Source organism: Flavobacterium sp. N2820 (assembly GCF_025947285.1).
Classification (GTDB): domain Bacteria; phylum Bacteroidota; class Bacteroidia; order Flavobacteriales; family Flavobacteriaceae; genus Flavobacterium.
The window spans coordinates 1,347,685-1,373,924 of sequence record NZ_CP110008.1 but is presented as its reverse complement, the minus strand read 5'-3'; the positions used below and the strand labels follow the sequence as shown (position 1 = coordinate 1,373,924).

Sequence of the window (26,240 nt, the reverse complement as noted above, 5' to 3'; positions counted from 1 at the left end):
TATTAAAAATGATTAATAAGTTACTAAAAGAATTTCCGAGAGCAACCTTTATAATGTTGATTGTATTTGTAGTTTTAATAATTATAAAATTACTATCTGGAGGTTCCGTTGGATTTAATGAAGGGTTAGCTTGGCAATTTTTCTACACAGCGCTTTATGGATTCACACTTTATTATGCAAATGCCATCATTTTTGTAAAGCTAGATGATGTTTATCAAACAGACAGATTTTCAAGAAAAAGAATTGTCCAAGGATTTGCTCTTTCATTTCTCGCATCAGTAATTGTCATTTTTATTTTACGAATTGTAGAAGATGTATTAATTGAAGGGCAAACAATTCAACTGTTTTTAGCAAATGAAAAACCTTCAAATTACATTGTTTCTGTTGTAATAACGTTTGTTGTCACCTTGGCCATTCATGCGATTTACTTTTACAAAGCGTATCAAGAAAATAAAGTAAAAGAACAAAAAATCATCGCAGGAACGGCTTCGGCACAGTTTGAAAGTTTAAAAAATCAAATCGATCCGCATTTTTTGTTTAATAGTTTGAATGTATTAAGTTCGTTAATCGAAGAAAATCCTGAAAGTGCTCAAAAATTTACGACTTCACTTTCAAAAGTATATCGCTATGTTTTGGAGCAAAAAGACAAAGAATTGGTTTCGGTAGCAGAAGAATTAACCTTTGCCAAAACCTATATGAATTTGCTGAAAATGCGATTTGAAAATAGCATCACATTTGAAATTCCCGAAGGTTTTGATAATGAAGAAGCCAAAGTAGTTCCGTTATCACTACAATTATTGTTAGAAAACTGCATCAAGCATAATGTAGCTAGCGAAGCAAAACCGCTTCATGTAAAAATTAGTATCGATAATAATCAGTTGGTCGTAGCAAATAATCTACAAAAGAAAGAAGTTTTATCAGATCGTAAAGGTGTAGGATTACAAAACATAGTTAATCGGTATGCCATATTAACAAAAAGAAATGTTTTGGTAGAAGAAAACGAACAAGAATTCAAAATTTTTCTACCTATTTTAACCAAACAAGTTACAATTATGGAAACACAAAATATATACAATGAAAATGTAGCGTATCAACGTGCAAAAGAAAAAGTGGAACAATTAAAAGGGTTTTATGGCAATTTAATTTCGTATTGCATCGTAATTCCGGTTTTGATTTTGATTAATGTTAACACTTCAGATTTCCAGTGGTTTTGGTTTCCTATGTTAGGTTGGGGAATGGGATTAACGTTCCACGCTTTAGAAACTTTTGGCTACGGTAAATCATGGGAAGAGCGCAAAATCAATGAATTAATGAACAAAGAAAACAATAATTCTAAAAATTGGAAATAGTTATGGAACCAAATCAACTGGATATAGAAAAATACAATAAAGCAAAAAAACGAGTAAAAGAATTAAAAGGATTCTATGGACATTTAGCAAGTTATGTGGTAGTAATTCCAATTTTAATATTCATTAACTTATATTTTTCATCTAAACACATTTGGTTTTATTGGCCTATGTTGGGCTGGGGAACAGGTTTGTTTTTTCATGCAATTGGCGTTTTTAATATTATTCCGTTTTTTGGAAAAGACTGGGATGATAAAAAGATTAAGGAAATAATGGAAAAAGAAAAAAACACTAAATGGGAATAATTTTAAATTATAAAGACATGACACCTCAAGACGAAATAAAATACCAAGAAGCTTTAAAACGAGTAAAAAAAATTAAAGGCTTTTACACACATGCAATTGTTTATTTCATAATCAATGTAATGATTGTGATTATCAATATTCAAGATTTAAAAGAAGGAGAAAGTTATTTTCAATGGCATAATTTTTTCACCGCTTTCTTCTGGGGAATTGGTTTAGTAGCTCACGGACTTTCGGTTTTTATGCCCAATTGGATTATGGGGCAAAACTGGGAAAATCGTAAGATTAAGGAATTCATGGAGAAAGAAAAAGCAAATAAATGGGAAAATTAGTCGCAGTTTTCAGTCACAGTTTACAACACAAGAACCTGAAACCTTAAACTTGAAACAAAATAACAATGAATATTATCATTATCGAAGACGAAAAACCAGCAGCACGTTTATTGCAACGAAAGGTAGAAAAATTAGGTTTGCAAGTGAATACCATGTTGCATTCTGTGGAAGAATCAATTACTTGGTTTCAAAACAACGCACATCCTGATTTGATTTTTTTAGACATTCAATTATCTGATGGTCTATCGTTTGAGATTTTTGAGAAAATTGATATTAAAAGCGCCGTCATTTTTACAACAGCTTATGATGAGTATGCTTTGCGCGCTTTCAAATTAAATAGTATTGATTATTTACTAAAACCAATAGATGAAGATGAATTGGAAGTAGCCATCAATAAATTCAAAGTTAGAACGCAAGTGCAAAACTTTTCATTAGATTTTGAAGCCATTAAACGCATGTTGGTCAATCCGGTGGCAAAAGAATACAAAAAGCGATTTTCTGTAAAAATTGGGCAACAATTAAAAGTAATTTCTATTGATGAAGTTGAATGTTTTTATAGCGAAAACAAAGGAACGTATATACATACTTTAGACAATCGCGATTATTTAATTGATGCGACTTTAGAAGTTTTAGAAACCGAAATTAATCCAAAAGACTTTTATCGTGTAAGCCGAAAATTCATAGTTCCGTTGAAAGCGGTTAAAGAAATTCAAGTCTATTCTAATTCGAGATTAAAAATTATTCTTCCTACATACAAAGACGATGAGGTTATTGTCGCTAGAGAACGCGTGAGTGATTTTAAAGAGTGGATTGGTTGATAAAGAATTGTTAATTAACACCAAATAAAATAAATATCTCACTATTTTTGATAAAAAAGTAGATGAGATATTTTCGTTTTATAGCGTTAGCGATTTTCTTTTGGAGTTTTTCTGCGAAGGCGCAAGACTTAATTACGTTCCGAAATTTTGAAGAATTGAATGCTTACATTCAAAAGAATAACGAAAAACCTTTGGTAATTAACTTTTGGGCAACTTGGTGTGCTCCTTGTGTAAAAGAATTGCCTTATTTTGAAGAGTTGCACCAAAAAAATCAAAATATCAAAATCGTTACTGTAAGTTTAGATTTCGACAAACAAGTTGAAAGTAAATTGAAACCGTTTTTAAAAAAGAAGAATTATTCGTTTGTAACAACTTACATGGCAGATAAAAATTTTAATAATTGGATTTCTAAAGTGGATGAAAATTGGTCGGGTTCTATTCCTGCTACATGGATTATCAATGGAAATAAAGGAATTTTTGTAGAACAAGAATTTGCCTCGTACGAAGAATTAAATCAATTTGTAAACGAATCACTAATAAAAATAAATTAATTACTATGAAATCGTCACTTAAACAAGTTTGTCTTAGCAAACACCATTAAAAAATGACGATAACAGATATGACCGATAACAAATAAATTTTATACATATGAAAAGAGTTGGATTTTTAGCCTTACTAATGGGCTTTTTAATGAGTTTTACCAATCCTACGGGATACAAAGTAGGAGATAAGGCAACAGATTTTAAATTAAAATCGGTTGACAATAAAATGTACAGCATGGCCGATTATAAAGATGCGAAAGGATTTATCGTGGTGTTTACTTGTAATCATTGTCCGTTTGCTGTTAAGTATGAAGACAGAATTATTGATTTAGCTAAGAAATACAAATCAAAAGGGTATATTTTATTGGCAATCAATCCAAATGATCCTGCAGCACAACCTGAAGATAGTTTTGAATTAATGCAAGAGCGTGCTAAAGAAAAGAAGTTTTCATTTCCTTATTTGTTTGATGAAGGTCAGAAAATTTATCCTCAATATGGTGCTACAAAAACACCTCACGTATTTTTATTAGATAAGAATTTAGTGGTAAAATATATTGGATCTATAGATGATAATGTAGAGGATGCTGCTCAAGTAAAAGAAAAATATTTAGAAAATGCAATTGCAGCTTTAGAAAATGGCGAAGAACCAACACCAAATACTACCAAAGCAATTGGTTGTTCTATTAAAGTAAAAAAATAAATTTTGATTAAAATATTAGAAAGAGTGAAATGTTATGTTTCACTCTTTTTTGTTTTAAAGCTATCGAATTATGTTTTTTCGGATGCCAATAAGCACAAAAATCAATAGCGAATAAATGATAAAGAAAGGAGCAATTAATTCAATCCATCCTATAGGCAGCATGAACGCAATTATTAACAATTGAAAGCCTAATCCGTAAAGCGAAAGTGTAGTCATAAACCAATTTGGAAACGATTTAACTTTATAAGCTTCAGCATCTAAAAGATGAATTATTTTGTCAAATACGCCATAAACAATGGTGTAAATTTTAAATAAAATAGTAACTGCTTTTTGGGTTTCTCCAGGAAGAGCTCTTGGAGTTTTATATTCAAAAATTTTACTAGTTGCATCACCACCAACTGATTTATTTCTCAAAATCACATAGTAATAGTTATACAAAGTACCTTGGAGTTGAATGCTTACAAAAGCTAATAATGCCATCCAAATAGAAGTTTTAGAAACATAACAAATGGACATGATAAAAAGAAAATTCAAAATAATATCAAATACACTGTCTAAATATCTTCCTACATAAGAAGGGGTGTTTTTTAGTCGGGCTAATTCGCCATCAGCGGCATCAATTCCCGATTTTAAAATAATAAAAAAGCCAGCAGCTAAATAGAATTGATTTAAAATACAATATATAGCAAGTAAGCCAGAAAACCCAAATAGCAGTGTTACATGGATTGGTGTAAACCTTGTTTCTTTAAGTTGAAGAGCGAAAAATCTTCCAAAAGACCTTCCGTAGTCTGATAAGTCTAAAAATTTATCAGAAGCATTTAATTTTGACATTTAAAGTTAATAACAAAGAACTGTGACAATATAGTCGGAATTATTTATTTTGAAAATCGATGCAAAGAAAATGTCATTGCAGTCAATAAAAAGAACGCCATTATTTGATGTGCTAATCCTAACCAAAGTGGCACATGGAATAGCAAGGTGAAAATCCCTAATAAAAACTGAATGAAGACAAAAACCAGTAACGTTTTAACTCCGTTATCTTGCGTTTTATCTAATATAAATTTTCTACTTTTTATAAACAAATAGAGAATTGAAAATACTACTACATAAGCAAAAGTTCTATGAATAAACTGTACGCCGCTTTTTCCTTCTGTGAATGATAAAAGTAAATTCGATTGTTCTAGTTGAATGCTTTCATGGAAGAATTGTCCGTCGCTCATTAATGGCCAATGATTGTGAATTAATCCGGCATTTAATCCGGCAACAAATCCGCCATAAATAATTTGGATAATTAGAATTACCAAGGCAATTCGGGCAATTTTTCTCAATTCTACAACCGGTAATTTTCGTTCAGGATAAATTAAATCTAAAGCTACCCAAAGTGTGTAAGCAAACGTTATAAAAGCAAACGTTAAGTGAATCGCTAATCTAAAATGGCTCACATCGGGCATATCTTTTAAACCGCTTGCCACCATAAACCAACCTAAAAATCCTTGAAAAGCGCCCATCCCTAAAAGAATGAAACATTTTTTAATGGTTGCTGCATCCAATTGCTTTTTGATTAAGAAATAAACAAAAGGAATAATAAAAACAATACCAATAATGCGACCAATAAAACGGTGAAACCATTCCCAAAAGAAGATGAATTTGTAATCGTCTAATTGAAAGTCTTTATATTGATTTACTTTTTGATATTCTGGGAATTTCTTGTATTCTTCAAAAGCTTCAGCCCATTTTTCTTCACTCATTGGAGGAAAGGTATCATTGATTAAATGCCAATCGGTCATCGATAAACCTGAGTTGGTTAGGCGCGTAATTCCACCAACAGTTACCATGATAAATAACAAAACACATCCCGAAAGTAGCCAGTAAATAACCGATTTATTTGTTTTCATTTTTCTTGATATTCAAAAAGCACCCCAAATTTACGTAATGCTCATTTGAAAAGTGCTTTAACAGATTATAAATTTTATACTTTTTTCAATCCTAATTTTTCTGCTCTTTTTAAAATAAATTCTTTCGCAGGTTCATATTCATTAGGGATGTCACCCTCTAAAATGGCTTCTTTAACCGCTTCTTTCAAAATCCCTATTTCTCTACAAGGTTTTAAACCAAATAATTCCATGATTTCTTCGCCCGAAATAGGTGGTTGAAACACACGAACGCGGTCTTTTTCTTCCACTTCCACAATTTTCTGTTTAACAATGTCGAAGTTCTTATGGTATTTCTGGAATTTCTTTGGATTTTTTGTGGTGATGTCTGCTTTACATAAGGTCATCAAACTATCGATATCTTCACCTGCATCAAAAACCAATCGACGAACAGCGCTATCGGTAACAATATCTTCTGCAATTACAATAGGACGCGAACTCATCATGACCATTTTTTGAACAAATTTCATTTTATGATTCAAAGGCATGTGCAAACGTTCAAATATTTTTTTGACCATTTTTCCACCTAAAAATTCATGTCCATGAAACGTCCAACCTTGTTTTTTGTTGAATCTTTTCGTTGGAGCTTTGCCAATATCATGTAATAATGCCGACCAGCGTAACCAAACGTCATCCGTATTTGGACAAATATTATCTACTACTTCTAACGTGTGATAAAAATTGTTTTTGTGCGTATGACCTTCTACTTCTTCAACATTATTCAAAGCGGTCAATTCAGGTAAAATGAGGTCTAATAAGCCCGTTTGATACAAATGTAAAAATCCAATCGAAGGTTTTTCAGAAGCCAAAATTTTGTGCATTTCATCCACAATTCGTTCGCCTGAGATAATATTGATTCGGTCTTTATTTTTTGTGATAGCTTTTAATGATTCAGATTCAATCTCAAAATTTAGTTGCGTGGCAAAACGAATTGCACGCATCATGCGCAACGGATCATCTGAATACGTAATGTCTGGACTTAAAGGTGTTTTGATGATTTTGTTTTTTAAATCTTCCACACCATTAAATGGATCTACTAATTCACCAAAATTTTTAGTATTCAATGAAAAAGCCAAAGCATTTATAGTGAAATCTCTTCGTTCTTGGTCATCTTTTAGCGTGCCGTTTTCTACTAAAGGATTTCGGCTATCGTGAGTGTACGATTCTTTTCGAGCACCCACAAATTCTACATCAATGTCATCATAGCGCAACATTGCTGTTCCATAGTTTTTAAAAACTTGTACTTTTGGATGAAATGGAATCAATTCTGAAACTTTTAAAGCCAGTTCAATACCACTGCCAACAGCAACAATATCAATGTCTTTTTTATGGTCTCGTTCAAGTAAAATATCGCGTACAAAACCACCAATTACGTAACATTCTAAGTGGAGTTCTTGAGCTGCTTGCGAAATGATTTTGAAGATGTTATGTTCTAAATGTTGTGTGTAATTCATTTTTTAATTAGTCAATTTGACAATTAGTCAATGTGCCAATCTCATAGCAAACAACATTATTGGCTAATTGACAAATCGAAATATTGGCACATTTATTTGCGAATCACTTTTACTTGGCTATCTAAACCTAATTTAATAATTGTAGAAGGATTTTTGCAAACTTTATCGTGCTGCAAATTTACTACATAGTCCACACCTTTTATAATTTCGGGACTAATTTCTTTAAAAGTTTTTGGAGTAAACATTCCCGATATATTTGCGGATGTAGAAACCAATGGTTTTTTCATACGTTCCATCAATTTAAAGCAAAAAGGTTCGGTAACGATTCTAACCCCTAACGTGTTGTCTTCAGCAATAATATTTTTGGCAACATTTCGAGGTTTATCTAAAATTAAAGTCGTTGGTCGTTCCGATAAATCTAAAATTTGCCATGCTACTTCAGGAATGTCTTTGAAAACAGTGTACATCATGCGTTCTCCATTCATTAAAACAATCATACTTTTGCTTTCTTCACGTTGTTTTAAAGCATAGATTTTTTTTACCGCTTCTTCATTAGTAGCATCACAGCCAATTCCCCATACAGTATCAGTTGGGTAAAGTATTATTCCTCCGTTTTTGATTACTTCGTATGCGTTGTGTACTTCGGTATTGATATCCATTTTAAAGATTTAAATAATTGAATGCTTTTTCTGCAAATTTAAGATTACTTTCTCTACATTCTGTCAAAAGACCATCATAAGTTGTTCCTTTATTGAGATAATTTAGTGCATCATCAAAAGTTGAAATGATAGGTTGGTGTTTAAAATCATAAAATTTTGAAGAATTAGGTATTGCAATAACTTTCTTTTCCATTAGCATTGCCCAATACATTGTATGATAACTATCGGTAATGATGTTTTCTGAACTGCCAATGAATTCAATTAAATCTTCTAAATTAGTAGTGTTAGATGAGGTGGCAAAATTTTGATACTTTTTCGTAATATCTTCTTTCTTCAGTGTGTCTTTATGAAAAACAACCCCAACTTCATTTTTGACTTCAAATTTTTGATCAAAAATAGGATGCATACAACTCACACAAGGTACATATTCGCCTGGCATGTTGTAATCTCTCGTTCCAACCAATCCAAATTTATTAATGTCTATATTGTATTTTGAAACTTTACCATAAGTTTTTGGCGATTTTTCATTATGACCAACGCCCCAAAGAACTATTTTTTTTCCTTTATCGGTCAGTTTTTCGAACATTTTCATTTGCATCACAAAACCATCACGATTCAATAAACCGCCACCACCTATAATTAAAGAATGTTCTGAAATTTCATTAATAAAATGTGTTCGTATCGCTTTGTCTTCACTCTTATAATCAAAAATATCTAGACTTTTACCTTTTAAAACATCAAAATAATGATGCGGCGCACAGTAAAAATCGCCAATATTTTTTTTGTCGATTCTATGAATATTTACTACATCCTTATTTTCTTGGGTGGCTTCTAAAACAGAATTTATAACACTACGTTTATTTAAATTTCGTTTTATGGATTTGAAGATATTCATGAATGATTTTTTTTTAATACTACAAAACTATAAATTATTTTATATTTGAAGGTAAATAGCCAACATTGTTTTATTTTCGCATTATGAAAAGTACTTTTAATCCCGAATACATTACAAAAAAAGAAGTTATCGAAAATTGTGTTATTAACTACTACAATTTAGGAACTTTTATTTATGAAGGAAATAGAAATAGCATCAAGATTTTTGATTTACAAGACAGTACAATTTGTATTAAAGCGTTCAAAAAACCGCATCTTTTTAATAAAATAATGTATACATATTTTCGGAAAAGTAAAGCAAAGCGTTCTTTTGAATATGCAAAATTGTTATTAGAAAAAGGAATAGGAACACCAAAACCAATTGCTTACTATGAAAATTTTGATGGTTTAGGATTAAACGATAGTTACTATGTTAGCGAGTTTCTAAAGAGCGATTTTAGATACCGAGAACTATTGAAAATGGAAGATGAAGTAAAAAAAGAAACTGTTTTAAGACAATTTGTTGCGTTCACTTATAAATTACACCAAGCCAATATTGAATTTATTGACCATTCTACAGGTAATACTTTAATCAAAGATTTAGGGAATGGACAATATGCTTTTTATTTGGTAGACTTAAATAGAACTAATTTTGATAAGAAGTTAACTTTTGAAGAACGCATGAAAAATTTTTCTAAATTAACTTCAAGCGAGGATATCATTGCGATTATGAGTGATGAGTATGCAAAATTGTCTGGAGAAAATAAAGAAATGGTTTTCAATGCCATGTGGAAAGCTACACAAGAATTTCAACATCAGTTTTACAGAAAAAAAAGACTAAAAAAGAAATTAAAGTTCTGGAAAAAGTAGTATTTTCACTTTTTAATTCATTAGATGAAAGTATCTGTTATTATTACTACTTACAATTCGGAAGAATGGCTTGCAAAAGTTCTCGAAGGTTACTGCAACCAAACCGAGAAGGATTTTGAAGTAGTAATTGCAGATGATGGTTCGACTGAAAAAACACAAGAAGTTATTGCTTCTTTTTCATCTAAATTTAAGCATTCAATCATACATGTTTGGCAACCTGATGCAGGTTTTCAAAAATGCAAAATATTGAATAAAGCCATTCTAAAAACCAATACCGATTATTTGCTTTTTACTGATGGTGATTGTATTCCAAGAAAAGATTTTGTTGCGCAACATTTAAAACACAAAGAAGAAGGCTATTTTCTTTCGGGTGGGTATTTCAAATTGCCCATGGCGGTTTCAAAGTTGATTACAGCAGAAAATATTAAAAAACAAGAGTCTTTTTCTGTTTTTTGGTTAATTCAAAACGGTCTCAAAATCAGTTTTAAATTGTCTAAACTAACTAAAATTAGTCTTTTTGCAAGTTTTATGAATTGGATAACACCAACAAAAAAAACATTCAATGGGCACAATACCTCTTGTTTTAAAAAGGATTTATTAGCCGTAAACGGTTTTAATGAAGACATGAAATACGGTGGTTTGGATAGAGAATTAGGGGAACGTTTATTTAATTTAGGGATTTTATCCAAACAAATTCGATACGCAGCAATTTGTATTCATTTAGACCATGAAAGAGGCTATTTTAGTCAGGAAGAATGGAATAAAAACCTTGAAATTAGAAATTACAATAGCAAGCACAACATCATCAAAATCAAAAACGGAATCGAAAAATTATAGTTTAAACATTTTATTGATTTTATACCTTCTAAATAAAGATAATTTCCGCTTTTTTGGCACACCATTTCTTTTGATATAATCTTCTACTGCTTTTACCATCCGCTCTGCCGATTTTCCATCATTGTATGGATGATAGTTATTATAGATTTCTTGTCTCGTTTTCGCAAATGGATCATCTGTTAAGTTTCGTGCTACTAATTGTCCTAATTGGTGGTAGTCAAAACTGTTTTCCCAAACAATATTTTCTGAAATATTTTTAAAAGTAATGACGGGTTTGTCTAATAATAAAAATTCATAAATAACAGATGAAGTATCACTTATCATCACATCTGCCATCAAAAGAAACTTAATAATGTTTTTTTCGGTTTCGAAAATAATATTGGGTGTTTCTTGCGCTAATTTTCGATACACTTCTAACCAATTTTCAGCCATCAACGGATGAAATTTTAATAAAATTAGATAATCCGGATGATGGGTTGCTAAGGCCTTGATTTGATCAACTAAATGAGGTGCCGAAGTTAGTTTTGGGGAAAATGTAGGTGCATAAAGCAATACTTTTGTCGCATTATTTTGCAGTAAAAGTGTTTGTTTCTCTGCTTCGTATTTAGCTTTTTGAGTTCCGTAAACATCTAGTTTAGGCCAACCAGTTTCAATGACTTCAAAATCTTTGTATTTGTTTTTGAATGCAATAAATTTTTTGGTAAAAAAGGGTCCTTGTGTTAAATATAAATCAAAATAATGACGTATTCTAAAATGCCCTTTTTTTTCACCTGCTAAGCCATGAAAAACCTGAACTTTTACACCACGTAAATAATGCGGCACTTCATTTCCAGGTACAAAAATAGCATCACTTTGATACGACATTAATGCTCCAATAGAACTAGTATGAGGCTCGTTTGTATAAGGATAATCTTGAATGATTTTTGGATTTACATACCAAATATATTCGTGCCCGTTATCAGTTAAATACGTTTTAATGGGTTCTAAAATCCCAAAAGCATAATTATTTTGACAAAACAAGACACACTTCATGATTAGAATAATTTGTTTACGTTTTCTAAATCTTCAACAAAATCAATTTCCATACAATTGTATTTTGAAATATCAACGGCTTGAATTTTAATATTGTCTTTTTCAATAGCTAATTCTAATCCTCTTTCAAAATAATCATTCACATCACATTCCTCTAAACGATTAATAAAAGCTTGAATATCATTAGAAGAGATGAAGTTGATTCCTACGGCTTCTCCTAAACCATTTTTTACCGTTTTAGACAATTCCGCAATAAAACCATCTTTTAAAGTGTATTTTACTTCTTCATCGGCTACTTTACTGGTGTTTACCGCAACAAATGAAGTGTTAGATTCGATGTAAGGATTTAAAATATCGAGTAGTTTTCCATCAAAAACAACATCGCCATTAAACCATAAAACACTACTTTTTCTGTATTTTTTTAAAGCTCTTACTAAACTTTTTGATGTATTGGTTTGGTCAAAAAAAGGATTGTATATGTAGGTTAATTCTGGAAAACGTTCCATAATTAAATCTTTTTTAAAACCAATAACAACATTAATATCATCAATATCATATTTTGACGAAATGTTGTCAATTTGTGTTTCCATAATACTCTTGCCATTTTTCAAAGGCGTTAATGGTTTTGGAAATGGATTTCCTAATCTTGAGCCAATTCCAGCCGCGAGAATTACTATTTTCATATTTTTTTTGGTTTTAAAAAACGAATTTCAAAGGTAACTTTATTTTTTATTTACGAAAAGTATTTTTTTTGATTTTATAACTCAAATCTTTGTCTAAATTTGTCAAGTTATAAAATGTGAAATTTTAATTCATTTATGGAAGCAGTATTTGTCGAAAAGTTTATCTCAAAATATCCTAATTGGTCTGTAAAATCAGATTCTACAGTAACATTTGATTTTTTATTAATTAGTAAAATTACGGGAAATGATGACGAACTAATTGCAATTCTAACGGAGTTAAATGAGGCATTTAAAAAGGCTAATTATACCATAGAAATTAGTAATTTCAAAACCTACGAAATCAAAGTTAAAGAAGTACAAACACCTAAAAAATATAGAAGAATGTATACTTCAGGTTGTTTTGACATCTTTCATTATGGTCATTTGAATATTTTGAAAAAAACCAAAGAACTGTGTGATTATCTTATCGTTGGTGTTTCTACAGATGAATTAATCGAAAAAGAAAAAGGGAGATTACCTGTTATTCCATTTCATGAACGAATTAATGTAGTGAAAGCCATTAAGTATGTAGATGAAGTAATTCCGCAAGTAGATAAAAACAAGCAAAAAGTGGTAGAAGAATACCAAATTGACGCCATTTCAGTAGGTGATGATTGGAAAGGAAGATTTCCAGCAACTTCTTGTCCAGTGGAATATTTTGCATATACTGAAAATGTGAGTAGTACTATTTTAAAGCAAACGCTAAAATTAGACAATAAGTCCTAAGCTAAGGCTTTATCATCTGTTGCTGTATTCCAATCTTTTACTGGTGTTTGCCAGTTACCGTAACGATACGTTAAATATTCGTTTGTTAATTCAGGTGTGCTGTAATCAAATTCTTTGAAAGAAATGGTTCCAAAGTTTTCATAAAATTTGGAAGGAACAAACTTTGTTTTATTGGCAATTTCCCAATAGTGTTTATCTTCGATAGGATATTTGATAAAAATATCAGCACAAACTTTTCCTTTTAATAAGCCAAAAAATCGTTTTTCGCGAATTTTTATCATGCGTAAAGTACCCGCTTTAAAAAAATCATTAGACACCTCAAAATGTCTTGTTTTAACTCTATAGCCCGCTTTTTTCAGAGCACCTATAAAACCTTCTAATTTTTCAGTTTGTGTCGATTTTACCGAAAAATCGATATCATTATCCCATGGTAACAAACGATTTTCTCTTCTTATTCCTAAAAGTGTTCCACCTTCAATCCAATATTCAATGTTGCATGAATTAAATATCTTAGCAATGTTTTCAAGCATTCGTTCAGCAACAAGCATGTTTTTTCCTTCAAGCGTAATATCGTACATAATGAGGTTTTATAAGTTTGAATTTAGAAAGGTAGTTAGATAATCTAATTTTTCTAGTTTGTTATAATGAAAAGTTGAAATTCCTATCGATTTTGCTGAAGTAACGGCGTCCACATTGTGTTCAAAATAAACAACATCCTCTGATTTTAAATTGAAATGCTGTAGCATTTTTACAAAGTAATTTGCATCCGTTTTGTTCGGATTGTGTGCTAAAGAAAAAACAGGATAAGGCATATTTACAATACCAAATTTAACGAGTTCTTCTTCAGTAGCATTGGTTAAAATGATTTTGTTATTTGGATAAGAATCAAGCAACTTTTTCAAGTCTAAATTAATTCCTTCTTCAGTTACAAAAGTATTCCATGCATCGACTAAAATGGTTTTCATTTGAGATTGTTTTTTAAGAATACATCCAATTCTTTCATAAAAAATTCGGGTTGAAAAGCATCATAATAAAACGCATAATTTTCATGAAATTCTTTTCTTTTCTTCTCTTTAAAAAGTTCCGGTTGGTAATCGTTTAAATGAACTGCTTTATTAATGATTCCATCATCAAAAATACTCCAACTTTCCTTTTTTATCCAAGGTGAAAAAATTGTGAACGATGGTTTTTTTAAGGCTTTTGCAATATTAACGGCACCACCATCATTCCCAATAATCAGTGAGCAATGGTGCATTATTTTGATAAATGAACGCAAATCGCTACCAATTAGATCAAGAACAATACTTTGTTTTGTTTTTTCAAGGCATTTATTGTAGATTGAAAGTGCTTCTTTGTGTTGCTTTGGGGTGTAATTAAAAAGAATTTTTACAGCATAATTTTCTGCTACAAAATCAATCAATTTCACCATGTAATCTTCAGGATATGTTTTGCTTACTTCACTTCCCAAAATACTAATCATGATTACTTTTTCAGAAGTTAAATCAATTCCGTGTTGTTTGAAAACGGGAATCATTTCTGCTTTTTCAGTCTCTAATAAATGCAATTTTGGAAAAGGATCAATAGATTTTTTTTTGATTAATTTTTCAAACAGATTAATTCTTCTTTCTATAGCTAAACCATAATAAGATTTGGGTTTATTATGGTGTTTTTCTTTTTGATTATAGGCAATTCCTAATCCTTTATTAAGGTAACCAATTCTTTTTGAGGCACCAGAAAAAAGGGTAATCAAGCTGCTTTCTAATTTGGCATACGGATCTATTACAACATCATATTTTTCATGTCTAATTTGCAGTAAAAACTTTAAAAAAGAAATGTAATTCGCTCTAAATTTATCTTCAAAGAGAATTACATTATCGATAAACGGATTGTTTTCTATAACAGGAGTTGTAAATGAATTTACTAAATAATCCACTTGGGCATCAGGGTATTCTTTCTTTAGATTTTCACAAATCATAGAACTAATCAGCACGTCACCAATCATTTTTTGCTGGACTACAAGTATCTTCATCTACGCTTAAATTAATTATACCGCTACATTATATTCTCTCAAAGCATCATTTAAAGATGTTTTCAAATCGGTTGAAGGTTTTCTTTGACCAATGATGATTGCACAAGGTACTTGATAATCGCCAGCAGGGAATTTCTTTGTATAACTTCCTGGAATCACTACCGAACGAGCTGGAACCACTCCTTTATATTCAATAGGTTCATCACCTGTAACATCAATAATTTTTGTAGAACCTGTCAAGCAAACGTTTGCACCTAAAACCGCTTCTTTTCCTACGTGAACTCCTTCTACAACAATGCATCTTGAACCAATAAAAGCACCATCTTCAATAATTACGGGTGCCGCTTGTAAGGGTTCTAAAACACCACCAATTCCAACACCACCAGAAAGATGAACATGTTTTCCAATTTGCGCACAACTTCCCACAGTTGCCCAAGTATCAACCATAGTGCCCTCATCTACATAAGCACCAATGTTTACATAACTTGGCATTAAAATTACACCACTCGAAATGTAAGCACCATATCTTGCCACCGCATTTGGAACTACACGAATTCCTTTTTCTGCATAATTGCGTTTCAACAACATTTTATCATGGTATTCAAAAATACCCGATTCCCAAGTCTCCATTTTTTGAATAGGGAAATACATTACCACCGCTTTTTTTACCCATTCGTTTACTTGCCAGCCCTTTTCAACTGGTTCAGCTACACGAAGTTTTCCGCTATCTAATAATTCGATAACTTCTCTAATGGCTTTTTGCGTAGTTTCTTCTTGTAATAAAGCACGATTTTCCCATGCTTGTTCTATTGTAGATTGTAAATTGGTCATTGTTATAAAATTTGTGTAGCAAAGATAGTATTTTCTCAATTTTGGAATTGTTTTTGATTAGAGAAAAATACATTAATTTTACAGATGTCACAAAAAAACGAACAACATGAAAAAAAGTCTTTTAATTTTAGGAATGATAGCTTGCAGTTTTACTTCTTGTAAAAAAGAAGCTCAAAAATCGGAAGAAGCTACTACGGTTGACTCTTCAATTGTTACAGTTGATGAACACAATGCAATGAACAGTTTAGATTATCATGGCACATATAAAGGAAGTTTGCCTTGCGCTGATTGTGAAGCATTAGAAACTACAATTACTTTAACAGCTGATGCGTATACTAAAGAAACGGTTTACAAAGGAAAATCAAGAGAAGTATTTAAAGAAACAGGAAAATACACTTGGAACGACGCTGGAAACACCATCACACTTTCTGATTCAGAAGCACCAAATCAATATTTTGTGGGCGAAAATGTATTGTTTCATTTAGATGCCGAAGGAAAACGTATTGAAGGCGATTTAGCTTCAAACTATAAATTATCGAGAATTGAAATATCGGAACCAATTGCTTCAGCTCAAAAAGAAGAAATAAAAACTAAAGAAGTGGCTAAAGTAGAATTGAAAAACTCAAAATGGCGTTTGGTAAAATTACACGGGCAACCTTTTGTAAAAAATAAAGAAATCAAAAAAGAAATCGGTATTACTTTTACTGTAGATGGAAGATTTTCTGCGTTTGCAGGTTGTAATAACATGATGGGAAGCTATAAATTAAAAGAAGATGTAAGTCGTATTGAATTCTCAAAAGCTGCTTCAACAATGATGGCTTGCGGTGACATGCTTACGGAACAAGAATTAGCCAAAGTTTTACAAATTACAGATAATTATAATTTTGATGGAAAAACCTTAAAGTTAAACAAAGGTAGAATGGCAACTTTAGCCGAATTTGAAATTATTAAGTAAATTGAACTTATATTTGCTAAAAATTAGTCAATAAATGCGAATTTTAGCCATAGATTACGGAATCAAACGAACAGGTATTGCCATTACTGATGAAATGCAAATGATAGCTTTTGGACTAACCACAGTAGCTTCAGACACGGCAATTGCTTTTTTAAAAGACTATTTTTCTAAAGAAAAAGTGGTACTTGTAATTGTAGGCGAACCGAAACAAATGGACGGTACACCATCACAAAGTGCCGAAATCATCAATGCTTTTATTGCGAAATTTAAAGCTACTTTCCCCGAAATGCCTCTTGAGCGTGTAGACGAACGATTTACTTCAAAAATGGCCTTTCAAACCATGATTGATAGTGGCTTAAATAAAAAACAACGCCAAAATAAAGCATTAGTTGACGAAATTGCAGCAACAATCATACTTCAAGATTATTTGCGTTATAAAAAATAGTATTTTTGCAGGCGAAATTTAGAATTTAGAAATTAGAATATACAAATTATGATTTTACCAATATACGGATATGGAGAGCCAGTCTTACGTAAAGTAGGCGAGGAGATTACACCAGAATATCCAAATCTTAAAGAAACTATCGCAAACATGTATGACACCATGTACCACGCACATGGAGTTGGTTTGGCTGCACCACAAGTTGGTTTGCCAATTCGCTTGTTTATTGTGGATACCGAACCTTTTAGCGATAGTGATGATGTTTCTAAAGAAGAAGCAGCTTTAATGAAAGAGTTCAAAAAAACCTTTATTAATGCTAAAATCACTAAAGAAGAAGGTGATGTTTGGGGTTTTAACGAAGGCTGTTTGAGTATTCCTGATGTTCGTGAAGATGTTTTTCGTCATGATACAATTACAATTGAATATTTTGACGAGGATTTCAACAAAAAAACAGAAGTATACGACGGTTTAATTGCGCGTGTTATTCAACATGAATACGACCATATCGAAGGAATTTTATTCACGGATCACTTATCAACGTTGAAAAAGAAATTAATTGGGAAAAAACTACAAAACATCATGGATGGTAAAGCTAGACCCGATTATAAAATGAAATACGTAAACAAAAAAGGGCGTTAAGTAGGAATTAGTAGCGAGTGAAAAGTAAATAGTTATTTTAACTAAACTTTTTACTTTTTACTTTTCACTTTTTACTTTAAAATAATATATTTGCCAACCTTAACAATTAAGTAACATGAGTATTCAAAAAATATTAGCTATTTCTGGGAAACCAGGATTATATGAATTAAAAATTCAAACGCGCACAGGTTTTGTTGCCGAATCGTTATTAGACGGAAAAAAAATCACTGTTGGTATGAGAGCAAATGTTAGTTTGTTGTCTGAAATTGCAGTTTACACGTATGCAGAAGAAGTGCGTTTAGCAGAAGTTTTCAAAGCAATTGCTACAAAAGAAAACGACGGTTTAGCTCTATCTCACAAAGAAGACGATGCGAAATTAAAAGCCTATTTCAGAGAGATTTTACCAGAATTTGACGAAGACAGAGTGTATACTTCTGATATCAAGAAAATCTTAAACTGGTACAATTTGTTACAACCTAAAGGATTTGTTTCATTAGAAGCATTATCTAAAGAAGTGAAACAAGAAGAAGAAACTCCAGCTGCTGAATAAGTAGTTGAAAACTATATTTTAAAATCCTGCGTTTTCCACGTGGGATTTTTTATTTTTACAGCTACTTTGTCATGCTGAACTCGTTTCAGCATCTCAATTTAACAATTTAACAATTCAACTCCAAATGAACACACGCCAGCAACAACTGCAAGCTTTCAACCGACTGTTAGACATTATGGACGATTTACGCGAAAAATGTCCATGGGATAAAAAGCAAACGCTTGAAAGTTTACGTCATTTAACAATTGAGGAAACTTATGAATTAGGTGATGCCATTTTAGATAACGATTTGCATGAAATCAAAAAAGAATTGGGCGATGTGCTGTTACACATTGTTTTTTATGCTAAAATAGGAAGTGAAACCAATGCGTTTGATATTGGCGATGTAGCGAATTCAATTTGTGATAAATTAATCGATCGCCATCCGCATATTTATGGTGATGTTGTTGTTGCAGATGAAGAAGAAGTAAAGCAAAATTGGGAAAAACTAAAACTGAAAGAAGGCAAAAAATCAGTCTTGGAAGGTGTTCCTAAGAGTTTACCTGCCTTAGTAAAAGCAAGTCGCATTCAAGATAAAGTTAAAGGGGTAGGTTTTGATTGGGAAGAATCTCATCAAGTATGGGATAAAGTACAAGAAGAATTACAAGAACTCCAAGTTGAGGTACAATCAGGTAATCAAGATAAGATAGAAGCTGAATTTGGCGATGTTTTGTTCTCAATGATAAACTACGCAAGATTTTTAAAAGTAAATCCAGAAGACGCTTTAGAACGCACAAATAAAAAGTTTATTAAACGATTTCAATATTTAGAAAGCAAAGCCACTGAATTAGGCAAACCTTTAATGGATATGACATTAGCCGAAATGGATGTTTTTTGGGAAGAAGCGAAGAAACTTTAGTATTCAGTGGTCAGTCTCAGTGTTTAGTAATAGTCGCCAGTTCAAGTGATTTCGTAGAAATCGTATCGAAAACTATTCATAACTCATAATTCATAATTCATAATTCAAATGTACTACGCAGTAATTTTTACCTCAACCAGAACCGAAATTGAAGCCGGTTATGCTGAAATGGCAAATAAAATGGTTGAATTAGCCAAAGCCCAACCTGGATATATAGGCATGGAAAGTGCTCGAAGTGAAATTGGAATCACCGTTTCGTATTGGGAAAGTTTAGAAGCCATTCAAAAGTGGAAAGCCAATCTGGACCATTTAGAAGCACAAGAAAAAGGTAAAACCACTTGGTATAAAAACTATAAAGTAAGAATAGCAAAAGTGGAACGCGAATATGAGTTTTAAAAGATAAAAAAAATCCCAAGTTAAAACTCAGGATTTTTTCATAAGGCTAATTGCTATTTAATTTTTATGATCTAAGCTTTTTGTATGCTCTAATTAACGTTTTAAGCTCTCGGTTAGAAGTTACATCAATAACTTTATCAGATAAAAAATGACCATATTTGAATGCTACTTCGTATTTTGAAGACGATAACGCATTAGAAATGACATCAAGTTCATTTCTTAATGATTGTTTTTCTGCTTCTATTGTTCCTAATTGTTCAAATTTAGCTTTAAAGTCTCTTCTAAAAGTGGTTGTGTTAAATGGAATTGCATGAAGAATTTGCATTTGCTTCTTCGATTTTAAATCCAAAGTATCTATAATTTTAGGTACTAAATTTTCAATTTCTTTTCTTGATAATGATTCTATAGTATCTGGAAGAAAAGATTCTTGTTTTGCACTCTCTTTTTTGGGAACTGCTTTTATAGTTTTTTCTGGAAATTGCGTATTCATATAGCCACTTCCAAAACACTTTTTACATTTTGGATCTAAACCTTCACAAGAACAAATTTGAACTGCCATAAATTGTTGTTTTATATTCTGAATCGGTATTAATGGGTTTTACAGCAACCTTCTAAACACAGTTTCAAATGGGTTGCAAAGATATATAAAGCAAATGAAATTAAATGAAAATTGAACCATCAATAATCTATGCTTTTAGTGTTCCACAAATTCTAAAATATCTCCAGGCTGACAATCTAAGGCTTTGCAAATGGCTTCAAGCGTACTAAAACGAACTGCTTTTGCCTTTCCCGTTTTTAAAATGGACAAATTCGCTAAGGTAATGTCTACTTTTTCCGAAAGTTCGTTGAGTGACATTTTGCGTTTTGCCATCATTACATCTAAGTTTACAATTATTGGCATAGCTTAAACAGTTAAGTCGTTTTCGTTTTGAATATCGATTCCTTTTTTAAAGATAATCGCAATAATATAGATAACACCTCCCATTAAAATAAAAGCTTCGCTGTCTGCCCAAAATTGGTTTAAGTTATTGGGAACAAAACCGTGATGCATTAAACTTTTAACTATTTGTCTAGCGATGTGACTTAATAGTCCAATGGAAAGGGTGTAATAACTAATATGTAAAATTTGTTTTGCCACAAAAGTATTGAACGGTTTAGACAAATCCATTTTGTGCATTAAATGAATTACGGCATAAAATAGAACCGCTTTTAAAATAGAGATGATTAGTATAAAACTATAAACACCAAAAAAAGCTAATTTACTGTTTTGATACATTTCCATTAAGTCTAACTTTTGATACAGATTTTGAATAAATTCTGGGCTGTAGAGACTAAAAAAGAAATTGACTACTAAGCCTCCTGCTTCAATGGATAAGCCAACAAAAATAAGCCAAGCTATAACATATAAGCCCCAAAATACGAAGTTGTTTGTTTTTGACATAACTATAAAGTTTAAAATTACTTCGCAAATATCAATAAAAATTTATTGAAAAACAATAAAAATTTAGTTATTTTCAATCATAAAATCAATTTTAAGGAATTGGACTTTGTTTTCATTTTTAAAAATAGAGAAAAACCCAGCAAAATTGGAGAGGTATAGAGGTACAAAAAAAAGTTTCATGAGTAAAGTAATTTTTTGCAATATCATTTCAAGATAACTTCACAAGTATTAATTTATTGAATAAAAAAAAATCCCAAGCATAAACTTGGGATTTTCTATTGTATATAGGGTCATATTAATTGCAAGCGTCTAAAGCTTCTGCAAATTGAATGATACTCTCTAAATTGTTTTTAAACTCCTTCTTTTCTACACGAGCAAGTAGGGCAGGACAACCTTGTGCAAGTTCTTCAAAACGTTTTTTAGGCGACATCATCCAAGAAGCTGTAGCATTTGATTTTCCTTCTGATTCGTTGGCTCCTTTGACAATAATTTCACCATTAAAATATTGGTAAACGCCCATTTTTTTACCAACATACATTTCTTTTACAAATTTCTTAGTTGCACCAGACATCGTAATTCCACCATTATCAACAGCAACTTTAAATGAAACTGTAGCAAATTCTTCTCCATTACTCAATGTAAGACGATTGATTTCATTTGCTTTAAAAGTTCTTTCTGAAAATTTGCCTTGGAAATCTTTAACGGTTACTGTAATAGCATCGCTTAAGGCTAAAGTTCTGTTTTTTGGAACATAACCTGCAATAGTATCTTTTTTAATAGTTGCTAAATAGGCTAAAATATAATTTGGATCTGTTTCTATGCTGTAAGGTGCAGATGAAGTTGAGTAACTGCTACTAGTTGAAGTTGGCACAGCTTCTTCATAAAAGAAGTTCTTCGTTTCTACAGCAAAATGTCTTGTGTTAACTTTATTTACACCAAAAAGAGTTATTAAATTATTACACTCCTCAATATTGGTTACGCCATCACTTTTGTCATAATCATTTGCTATAAGTTTGTTAGACCATTCAATTGATTTAGTAGGTAAATCTAAATAATTGTAAATTTTTGCCAAATTATAGTAAGCGCTGTATCTGATTTTTCTGTGCGCTTTTGAATCTTCAGCATATTTTTTTGGTAACGATTCAAAATATTGGATTGCATTTTGTAATTCAATTTCATAACCTGAAACTGGATTATTAAAAGTCATTTTATCAAAAACATTTTTTACGCCAACATAAGCATCATATTCTGCTGCTTGTTCTGGGTGTTTTTTGTTGGCCAAAATCCAAAGATAATCAGTTCCTGTTTTAACTGAATATCCGTATTCGTTATTTAATTGATTGTTTAAAGTGTTTACGACTTCTGTTACAAAATTGTTATAAATCGTACGATTGATGTTATAGTAGTACGATTCTGCACTTGAATAGCTATCATATTCTTTACTTTTCAAAGTGTTGGTTCTAGTAAAATCGATAGTTTTTTGAATTTTTCCATCTGTACTAGTCACTCTTGCCGATCCTTTTTGATCATAAGTAAGTTCTGCTGTATAATAATAACGATTTGTTACATTTCCTCTTTTATCTTTTGAAGAACTGGTTCTAGTGGCTATATTTTTTTTAGTAACGGTTGGAGTTAATAACGTAATATCAATAGAAATATATCCGTTTTTTTCCTTTTTTTCTAAACCATTAATATTGACTTGATTTTGAAAAAAGAATTTTGATTTATCATACATCAAATTTCTGTCAATATTGGTCGTGAAAGAATAGGTTCTATTTTTTACTTCAACCACTGGATTGCTTGGCAATTGCACATAAGAGTAATTAAAATCATGACGGTCTAAGTCGGTCGACTGTGCTAACGCAAAAATTGAAATGAATAAAGTAAATAGAGAGAAAAGTTTTTTCATTTGTTTTAAATTTAAATTTGCCGTAAAGGTACTATTTGTGAGCATACTACAAAATGCTACGCTCTTTTTTTAATAAAAAAAACTCCCGCTTTAAATGCAGGAGTTGTATGGGATTCAAAAACTAGATTTTTTTCAAAACTTGAATGTAAAAGGTGAACTTATTTCTTAGGCCATTCATAATTTTTAGACCAATCATAAAATTGATTAATTTGTACTTCATGCGTGTTGAACCAGTTCGTTACATCTTCTGTTTCTGTAGTAGCAAAGACCAAATAACCCAAGGTTTCTGAAAAATTATTTTTGTGCAATTCTAAAAAATAAGGAACCCAAGTTTCCCAATAAAACCCATGATTGTCTATTTTTGATTCATTCAATGAGGCACACATCCTTTCAAATTTTCTAATAAATTTTACTACATCGGTGTCGTTTTGATACTTCTCATCATAATCTAAAGCTACAGCTAAAGTCAGTGTTAATTCAGTAGTTGAAAAATCATTGGCTTCGGGTTTCCCTTTCTTAACCGCTTTGTCAAACATTTTAGAGTCTAAGCTAATCGATATTGCTTTATCACCTGTTTTTTTGACATTTCCATCCAATACATCTATTAAATTTTTTAAATTTTCAGCAGCTCTTGACGATTGTGGGTCTTGAATAAAATAGGAACAAAAGCCTAAAATTGAAGGTATTTTATTTCCTTGAATCATCTCTAAACGCGCAATGCCATTAAGAGAGCCTAAGTGATAGGGATTAATTGCGATGGCTTGCTGAAAACACGTAATTGCTTCATCATATTTTCGCAATCCTGAATACGCAATTCCTTTGTTAAAGGGTAGTTGGTAATAGTCTGGAAATTTTTTAATGCCTTTATCATACATAGCAAACGCTTGATCCGTTTTTTTTAAGTGATCTAATGCATTGCCATAGGTGACATAAATAAATTGCAATCCTTTTTCTTTTGGATGCTTTTTTAAGGCTATTTTGCAAAGTGCAATTGCTTCTTCATATTGATGTAAGGAAGAGAGAGAATAGGCTTTTTCAGACAATGCGGTTAAATTATCAACGTCTACAGTTAGGGCTTCATCATATTTTTTAATAGCGTTTTCATATTCTCCTTTGTCGTGAAAGGCCACACCTTCTCCAACTAATTTTAAAGCCGCCGTTTTATCTTGAGCATTCATACCACAAAACGAAATCATTACCACAAATACAAAATAGTTTAAACGCATATTAGAATTATTTTTAGTTGATAATCAATGAATTTTAAGTCAAAATAGAGGGCTCATTTTTTGTGAACCGCATAAATAAATACAAACAAGTGTTGATTCAAGAACGAACAGACCTGTTTTTAGTACTGACTTACTTAACAAATATAATAAAAACATTAAATGAAACAACGTTGATATTGAGGGATTTTCGGAAATTTTAATCATAAAATAAATCGCTTTGAGTTACTTAATTTATTACTAAGTTGCTATTGAATGCATAAATTGAGAAGGAATCGCTATAAAAATACATATATCAATTTCTGCTCCCGAATACGCTTTTGTTGTGAACGAATATTGTTTTTTTTAATAGTTGTGTTTGTTGGGGTTTGAATGAAAAATCCTGAGTGTGAACTCAGGATTTTAATTATTATACTACTTATTCAATTTATTATTTTGAAATATTTAAAAAACAGTGATTTTATGAAATTTGAAATGAACGTTATCAAGCTTTGCACTGTTGCGAGCCTTGGAACCGATTATTTTCTGTTAAAAATAAAATTTCTTGCGAAATGTAAACGTGAATTTACCACAAAATTTGCAATCTCACCAAACGGCTGTTACTGGCTGGTTATCTTAGTAATAATGAGCGCTGTTCACTCTTCAAATTTTATAACTTAATGTGTGTCTTTTAGAATTTCTTTAGCTTGTAAAACATTAATTTCAGAGGGTTTTTTGTCATCATTACCTCCCACAATTGCTGTATAAACTTGTCTGAACATCGCATCTGTTAAATCGCTCCAAGTTTCAATCTTTGTTTTTGCGGTATTAAAAGATTCTCGCTTAGCAATTCTTTCTAAAGCAAATGTTATGTATGTTGCTTTTAAAAATTCCGAATTACTACTCGGTGGAATACTCAGACTAATAATCTCTGGGGTTACTATTGTAGTTGAATCTGCGGTAGCTTCTTTAATAGCGTCAATTGCTTGTAAATATTGTACATGCTTCTCTACACTATAACTACCTGCAGGTGGAATTGTAGCCGTTATTTTTGGTCCAGACAAACCTATTGTACTCATCGTTACAGTAACTTCAGCCTTTTTAAACTCTGCTGATGCTGCAATCGCACCTAAATTTGATAAATTTGCACTTGCATCTAATTTCTTTGCTAGAATTGTTAGCCTTACTCCAGCACCATACGTAATTTTACCATTCTTACAATTGTCTAAATCTTTATAATTCATTTGTTCATAAACATATACTTCTTTTCCAATATTAGTTTGAGCTTCAGCTATTGAAACAACTCCTACTTTAGCTGCAGTTTCTAAAGTCATATTGTAAAAAAATATTTTCCAACCCCCCGTTAATTGAGCTAATGTTGTTGGTGCTGTTACTTGACAATTTGGTGTCGTTGCTAAAATATCAGAGAGAGCTGATGATTCTACTTCCATTGAAGACAATTCAATTGAACCTGTTAAAGATTTTTGAGAAATAGATTCGTTAAGGGACTTAATGTTTACAGGAATAATATTCTTTTCTTGAGCATAATTATTCAAGCTTACACAAAGAGTAAAAAAACTTAATAAAATAAATGATTTTTTCATGATTTTCTAATTAAAATAGTTATAAAATAGTTAAGTGATCGATTTATAAGACTTAAAATGTTAAGTTTTTCTGCTCCCAACTTCTGTGTAAATAATGTTACTGTTTAAATAGTATAATTACTGTTTTTTTTGCCAACTAGCCAGTAATTTGTTTAATAATCAAACACATACAAAACACCTACAATATAAAAAACCATTCC

32 protein-coding genes are annotated in these 26,240 nt (G+C 31.3%); 15 read left to right on the top strand and 17 right to left on the bottom strand.

Translation table 11 applies throughout. The annotated features are described in order from the left end of the window. The first annotated feature begins 8 nt into the window (after positions 1–8). The 6 genes from OLM52_RS06590 (at position 9) to OLM52_RS06565 (ending at position 4,040) form a co-directional block, all read left to right on the top strand. Complete coding sequence (locus OLM52_RS06590; protein ID WP_264550340.1) at positions 9–1,349, top strand: 2TM domain-containing protein; 1,341 nt, start codon at positions 9–11, stop codon at positions 1,347–1,349. Positions 1,350–1,351: 2 nt separating this feature from the next. Beyond that, positions 1,352–1,651 carry a 2TM domain-containing protein gene (locus tag OLM52_RS06585; protein WP_264550339.1) on the top strand — a complete coding sequence of 100 codons (300 nt, stop codon included), beginning with the start codon at positions 1,352–1,354 and terminating at the stop codon, positions 1,649–1,651. Continuing rightward, positions 1,642–1,980: a 2TM domain-containing protein gene (locus OLM52_RS06580; protein ID WP_264550338.1), complete on the top strand. Its 339-nt coding sequence runs from the start codon at positions 1,642–1,644 to the stop codon at positions 1,978–1,980. Before OLM52_RS06585 ends, OLM52_RS06580 begins: the two co-directional genes overlap by 10 nt. Positions 1,981–2,045: 65 nt before the next feature. Continuing rightward, positions 2,046–2,798, top strand: a complete 753-nt coding sequence (locus tag OLM52_RS06575; protein WP_264550337.1) for a LytR/AlgR family response regulator transcription factor — start codon at positions 2,046–2,048, stop codon at positions 2,796–2,798. Between the two features lie 62 nt (positions 2,799–2,860). Continuing rightward, the gene (locus OLM52_RS06570) at positions 2,861–3,349 is read left to right on the top strand and encodes a TlpA family protein disulfide reductase (RefSeq protein WP_264550336.1); all 489 of its coding nucleotides are present in this window, start codon (positions 2,861–2,863) and stop codon (positions 3,347–3,349) included. A 97-nt stretch (positions 3,350–3,446) separates the two neighbouring features. Next, positions 3,447–4,040: a thioredoxin family protein gene (locus tag OLM52_RS06565; protein ID WP_264550335.1), complete on the top strand. Its 594-nt coding sequence runs from the start codon at positions 3,447–3,449 to the stop codon at positions 4,038–4,040. A gap of 60 nt (positions 4,041–4,100) precedes the next feature. On the opposite strand, the gene OLM52_RS06560 is transcribed toward OLM52_RS06565, so the two are convergent. The 5 genes from OLM52_RS06560 to OLM52_RS06540 form a co-directional block, all read right to left on the bottom strand. Next, the gene (locus OLM52_RS06560) at positions 4,101–4,871 is read right to left on the bottom strand and encodes a CDP-alcohol phosphatidyltransferase family protein (protein WP_264550334.1); all 771 of its coding nucleotides are present in this window, start codon (positions 4,869–4,871) and stop codon (positions 4,101–4,103) included. 44 nt (positions 4,872–4,915) lie between these two features. Next, the gene (locus OLM52_RS06555; protein ID WP_264550333.1) at positions 4,916–5,935 is read right to left on the bottom strand and encodes a COX15/CtaA family protein; all 1,020 of its coding nucleotides are present in this window, start codon (positions 5,933–5,935) and stop codon (positions 4,916–4,918) included. 74 nt (positions 5,936–6,009) lie between these two features. Then, entirely contained in the window at positions 6,010–7,425 is a 1,416-nt protein-coding gene (locus tag OLM52_RS06550) for a CCA tRNA nucleotidyltransferase (protein WP_264550332.1), read from the bottom strand. A 92-nt stretch (positions 7,426–7,517) separates the two neighbouring features. Next, positions 7,518–8,084 (bottom strand): L-threonylcarbamoyladenylate synthase, encoded by a 567-nt coding sequence (locus OLM52_RS06545; protein WP_264550331.1) that lies wholly within the window; start codon positions 8,082–8,084, stop codon positions 7,518–7,520. Position 8,085: 1 nt separating this feature from the next. Next, entirely contained in the window at positions 8,086–8,979 is an 894-nt protein-coding gene (locus tag OLM52_RS06540; RefSeq protein ID WP_264550330.1) for a polysaccharide pyruvyl transferase family protein, read from the bottom strand. 83 nt (positions 8,980–9,062) lie between these two features. Here OLM52_RS06540 and OLM52_RS06535 point away from each other — a divergent pair, with 83 nt between their 5' ends. Further along, entirely contained in the window at positions 9,063–9,827 is a 765-nt protein-coding gene (locus OLM52_RS06535; RefSeq protein ID WP_264550329.1) for a lipopolysaccharide kinase InaA family protein, read from the top strand. A gap of 24 nt (positions 9,828–9,851) precedes the next feature. Further along, positions 9,852–10,664 carry a glycosyltransferase family 2 protein gene (locus OLM52_RS06530; RefSeq protein ID WP_264550328.1) on the top strand — a complete coding sequence of 271 codons (813 nt, stop codon included), beginning with the start codon at positions 9,852–9,854 and terminating at the stop codon, positions 10,662–10,664. On the opposite strand, the gene OLM52_RS06525 is transcribed toward OLM52_RS06530, so the two are convergent. Further along, positions 10,659–11,696, bottom strand: a complete 1,038-nt coding sequence (locus OLM52_RS06525; RefSeq protein ID WP_264550327.1) for a CDP-glycerol glycerophosphotransferase family protein — start codon at positions 11,694–11,696, stop codon at positions 10,659–10,661. The genes OLM52_RS06530 and OLM52_RS06525 overlap by 6 nt on opposite strands. Positions 11,697–11,698: 2 nt before the next feature. Then, positions 11,699–12,379, bottom strand: a complete 681-nt coding sequence (locus OLM52_RS06520) for a phosphocholine cytidylyltransferase family protein (protein WP_264550326.1) — start codon at positions 12,377–12,379, stop codon at positions 11,699–11,701. A 135-nt stretch (positions 12,380–12,514) separates the two neighbouring features. Between OLM52_RS06520 and OLM52_RS06515 the strand changes: the two genes are divergently transcribed. Continuing rightward, a complete protein-coding gene (locus OLM52_RS06515) occupies positions 12,515–13,144 on the top strand; it encodes an adenylyltransferase/cytidyltransferase family protein (protein ID WP_264550325.1) in 630 nt (209 codons plus the stop codon). Here OLM52_RS06515 and OLM52_RS06510 read toward each other — a convergent pair. Genes OLM52_RS06510 through OLM52_RS06495 form a run of 4 tightly spaced genes read right to left on the bottom strand, consistent with a single transcriptional unit; the run spans position 13,141 to position 16,004 of the window. After that, the gene (locus tag OLM52_RS06510) at positions 13,141–13,722 is read right to left on the bottom strand and encodes a LicD family protein (RefSeq protein ID WP_264550324.1); all 582 of its coding nucleotides are present in this window, start codon (positions 13,720–13,722) and stop codon (positions 13,141–13,143) included. The two genes, OLM52_RS06515 and OLM52_RS06510, sit on opposite strands and share 4 nt — an antisense overlap. Before the next feature lie 9 nt (positions 13,723–13,731). After that, positions 13,732–14,109: a hypothetical protein gene (locus OLM52_RS06505; RefSeq protein WP_264550323.1), complete on the bottom strand. Its 378-nt coding sequence runs from the start codon at positions 14,107–14,109 to the stop codon at positions 13,732–13,734. Then, positions 14,106–15,173 carry a glycosyltransferase family 9 protein gene (locus OLM52_RS06500; RefSeq protein ID WP_264550322.1) on the bottom strand — a complete coding sequence of 356 codons (1,068 nt, stop codon included), beginning with the start codon at positions 15,171–15,173 and terminating at the stop codon, positions 14,106–14,108. Before OLM52_RS06500 ends, OLM52_RS06505 begins: the two co-directional genes overlap by 4 nt. Before the next feature lie 15 nt (positions 15,174–15,188). Beyond that, positions 15,189–16,004: a 2,3,4,5-tetrahydropyridine-2,6-dicarboxylate N-succinyltransferase gene (locus OLM52_RS06495; protein ID WP_264550321.1), complete on the bottom strand. Its 816-nt coding sequence runs from the start codon at positions 16,002–16,004 to the stop codon at positions 15,189–15,191. A gap of 106 nt (positions 16,005–16,110) precedes the next feature. Between OLM52_RS06495 and OLM52_RS06490 the strand changes: the two genes are divergently transcribed. The 6 genes from OLM52_RS06490 to OLM52_RS06465 all read left to right on the top strand — a co-directional run bounded on the left by OLM52_RS06490 (position 16,111) and on the right by OLM52_RS06465 (position 19,884). Further along, entirely contained in the window at positions 16,111–16,959 is an 849-nt protein-coding gene (locus tag OLM52_RS06490; RefSeq protein ID WP_264550320.1) for a copper resistance protein NlpE N-terminal domain-containing protein, read from the top strand. A 34-nt stretch (positions 16,960–16,993) separates the two neighbouring features. Continuing rightward, positions 16,994–17,404, top strand: a complete 411-nt coding sequence (gene ruvX, locus OLM52_RS06485) for a Holliday junction resolvase RuvX (RefSeq protein ID WP_264550319.1) — start codon at positions 16,994–16,996, stop codon at positions 17,402–17,404. Between the two features lie 48 nt (positions 17,405–17,452). Next, a complete protein-coding gene (gene def, locus OLM52_RS06480; protein WP_264550318.1) occupies positions 17,453–18,040 on the top strand; it encodes a peptide deformylase in 588 nt (195 codons plus the stop codon). A 115-nt stretch (positions 18,041–18,155) separates the two neighbouring features. Next, on the top strand, positions 18,156–18,590 hold the full coding sequence (locus OLM52_RS06475) for a DUF5606 domain-containing protein (protein WP_264550317.1): 435 nt from the start codon (positions 18,156–18,158) through the stop codon (positions 18,588–18,590). 124 nt (positions 18,591–18,714) lie between these two features. Beyond that, positions 18,715–19,488 carry a nucleoside triphosphate pyrophosphohydrolase gene (gene mazG, locus OLM52_RS06470; RefSeq protein ID WP_264550316.1) on the top strand — a complete coding sequence of 258 codons (774 nt, stop codon included), beginning with the start codon at positions 18,715–18,717 and terminating at the stop codon, positions 19,486–19,488. A 108-nt stretch (positions 19,489–19,596) separates the two neighbouring features. Further along, positions 19,597–19,884, top strand: coding sequence for an antibiotic biosynthesis monooxygenase family protein (locus OLM52_RS06465; protein WP_264550315.1), 288 nt, complete (start codon positions 19,597–19,599; stop codon positions 19,882–19,884). A 64-nt stretch (positions 19,885–19,948) separates the two neighbouring features. Here OLM52_RS06465 and OLM52_RS06460 read toward each other — a convergent pair whose 3' ends face one another. From OLM52_RS06460 to OLM52_RS06435, 6 genes are all read right to left on the bottom strand, one after another. Next, positions 19,949–20,443 (bottom strand): hypothetical protein, encoded by a 495-nt coding sequence (locus OLM52_RS06460; RefSeq protein ID WP_264550314.1) that lies wholly within the window; start codon positions 20,441–20,443, stop codon positions 19,949–19,951. Between the two features lie 135 nt (positions 20,444–20,578). After that, a complete protein-coding gene (locus OLM52_RS06455) occupies positions 20,579–20,785 on the bottom strand; it encodes a helix-turn-helix domain-containing protein (protein WP_262318060.1) in 207 nt (68 codons plus the stop codon). Between the two features lie 3 nt (positions 20,786–20,788). Beyond that, positions 20,789–21,325 (bottom strand): DUF2975 domain-containing protein, encoded by a 537-nt coding sequence (locus OLM52_RS06450; protein WP_264550313.1) that lies wholly within the window; start codon positions 21,323–21,325, stop codon positions 20,789–20,791. Positions 21,326–21,620: 295 nt separating this feature from the next. Next, complete coding sequence (locus tag OLM52_RS06445; protein WP_264550312.1) at positions 21,621–23,234, bottom strand: hypothetical protein; 1,614 nt, start codon at positions 23,232–23,234, stop codon at positions 21,621–21,623. A 158-nt stretch (positions 23,235–23,392) separates the two neighbouring features. Beyond that, complete coding sequence (locus OLM52_RS06440) at positions 23,393–24,460, bottom strand: tetratricopeptide repeat protein (protein WP_264550311.1); 1,068 nt, start codon at positions 24,458–24,460, stop codon at positions 23,393–23,395. Between the two features lie 653 nt (positions 24,461–25,113). Then, positions 25,114–26,040 carry a hypothetical protein gene (locus OLM52_RS06435; RefSeq protein ID WP_264550310.1) on the bottom strand — a complete coding sequence of 309 codons (927 nt, stop codon included), beginning with the start codon at positions 26,038–26,040 and terminating at the stop codon, positions 25,114–25,116. Positions 26,041–26,240: the final 200 nt, after the last annotated feature.

Excerpts from the sequence above, each read along its gene's own strand:
- mazG (WP_264550316.1), top strand. The coding sequence starts at position 18,715 with ATGAACACACGCCAGCAACAACTGCAAGCTTTCAACCGACTGTTAGAC.
- OLM52_RS06530 (WP_264550328.1), top strand. The coding sequence starts at position 9,852 with ATGAAAGTATCTGTTATTATTACTACTTACAATTCGGAAGAATGGCTT.
- OLM52_RS06500 (WP_264550322.1), bottom strand. The coding sequence starts at position 15,173 with ATGAAGATACTTGTAGTCCAGCAAAAAATGATTGGTGACGTGCTGATT.
- OLM52_RS06555 (WP_264550333.1), bottom strand. The coding sequence starts at position 5,935 with ATGAAAACAAATAAATCGGTTATTTACTGGCTACTTTCGGGATGTGTT.
- def (WP_264550318.1), top strand. The coding sequence starts at position 17,453 with ATGATTTTACCAATATACGGATATGGAGAGCCAGTCTTACGTAAAGTA.
- OLM52_RS06570 (WP_264550336.1), top strand. The coding sequence starts at position 2,861 with ATGAGATATTTTCGTTTTATAGCGTTAGCGATTTTCTTTTGGAGTTTT.
- OLM52_RS06440 (WP_264550311.1), bottom strand. The coding sequence starts at position 24,460 with ATGCGTTTAAACTATTTTGTATTTGTGGTAATGATTTCGTTTTGTGGT.
- OLM52_RS06435 (WP_264550310.1), bottom strand. The coding sequence starts at position 26,040 with ATGAAAAAATCATTTATTTTATTAAGTTTTTTTACTCTTTGTGTAAGC.
- OLM52_RS06445 (WP_264550312.1), bottom strand. The coding sequence starts at position 23,234 with ATGAAAAAACTTTTCTCTCTATTTACTTTATTCATTTCAATTTTTGCG.
- OLM52_RS06575 (WP_264550337.1), top strand. The coding sequence starts at position 2,046 with ATGAATATTATCATTATCGAAGACGAAAAACCAGCAGCACGTTTATTG.
- OLM52_RS06515 (WP_264550325.1), top strand. The coding sequence starts at position 12,515 with ATGGAAGCAGTATTTGTCGAAAAGTTTATCTCAAAATATCCTAATTGG.
- OLM52_RS06490 (WP_264550320.1), top strand. The coding sequence starts at position 16,111 with ATGAAAAAAAGTCTTTTAATTTTAGGAATGATAGCTTGCAGTTTTACT.
- OLM52_RS06455 (WP_262318060.1), bottom strand. The coding sequence starts at position 20,785 with ATGCCAATAATTGTAAACTTAGATGTAATGATGGCAAAACGCAAAATG.
- OLM52_RS06545 (WP_264550331.1), bottom strand. The coding sequence starts at position 8,084 with ATGGATATCAATACCGAAGTACACAACGCATACGAAGTAATCAAAAAC.
- OLM52_RS06460 (WP_264550314.1), bottom strand. The coding sequence starts at position 20,443 with ATGGCAGTTCAAATTTGTTCTTGTGAAGGTTTAGATCCAAAATGTAAA.
- OLM52_RS06525 (WP_264550327.1), bottom strand. The coding sequence starts at position 11,696 with ATGAAGTGTGTCTTGTTTTGTCAAAATAATTATGCTTTTGGGATTTTA.
- OLM52_RS06450 (WP_264550313.1), bottom strand. The coding sequence starts at position 21,325 with ATGTCAAAAACAAACAACTTCGTATTTTGGGGCTTATATGTTATAGCT.
- OLM52_RS06540 (WP_264550330.1), bottom strand. The coding sequence starts at position 8,979 with ATGAATATCTTCAAATCCATAAAACGAAATTTAAATAAACGTAGTGTT.
- OLM52_RS06585 (WP_264550339.1), top strand. The coding sequence starts at position 1,352 with ATGGAACCAAATCAACTGGATATAGAAAAATACAATAAAGCAAAAAAA.
- OLM52_RS06495 (WP_264550321.1), bottom strand. The coding sequence starts at position 16,004 with ATGACCAATTTACAATCTACAATAGAACAAGCATGGGAAAATCGTGCT.
- OLM52_RS06590 (WP_264550340.1), top strand. The coding sequence starts at position 9 with ATGATTAATAAGTTACTAAAAGAATTTCCGAGAGCAACCTTTATAATG.
- ruvX (WP_264550319.1), top strand. The coding sequence starts at position 16,994 with ATGCGAATTTTAGCCATAGATTACGGAATCAAACGAACAGGTATTGCC.
- OLM52_RS06580 (WP_264550338.1), top strand. The coding sequence starts at position 1,642 with ATGGGAATAATTTTAAATTATAAAGACATGACACCTCAAGACGAAATA.
- OLM52_RS06465 (WP_264550315.1), top strand. The coding sequence starts at position 19,597 with ATGTACTACGCAGTAATTTTTACCTCAACCAGAACCGAAATTGAAGCC.
- OLM52_RS06510 (WP_264550324.1), bottom strand. The coding sequence starts at position 13,722 with ATGTACGATATTACGCTTGAAGGAAAAAACATGCTTGTTGCTGAACGA.
- OLM52_RS06505 (WP_264550323.1), bottom strand. The coding sequence starts at position 14,109 with ATGAAAACCATTTTAGTCGATGCATGGAATACTTTTGTAACTGAAGAA.
- OLM52_RS06560 (WP_264550334.1), bottom strand. The coding sequence starts at position 4,871 with ATGTCAAAATTAAATGCTTCTGATAAATTTTTAGACTTATCAGACTAC.
- OLM52_RS06535 (WP_264550329.1), top strand. The coding sequence starts at position 9,063 with ATGAAAAGTACTTTTAATCCCGAATACATTACAAAAAAAGAAGTTATC.
- OLM52_RS06475 (WP_264550317.1), top strand. The coding sequence starts at position 18,156 with ATGAGTATTCAAAAAATATTAGCTATTTCTGGGAAACCAGGATTATAT.
- OLM52_RS06565 (WP_264550335.1), top strand. The coding sequence starts at position 3,447 with ATGAAAAGAGTTGGATTTTTAGCCTTACTAATGGGCTTTTTAATGAGT.
- OLM52_RS06520 (WP_264550326.1), bottom strand. The coding sequence starts at position 12,379 with ATGAAAATAGTAATTCTCGCGGCTGGAATTGGCTCAAGATTAGGAAAT.
- OLM52_RS06550 (WP_264550332.1), bottom strand. The coding sequence starts at position 7,425 with ATGAATTACACACAACATTTAGAACATAACATCTTCAAAATCATTTCG.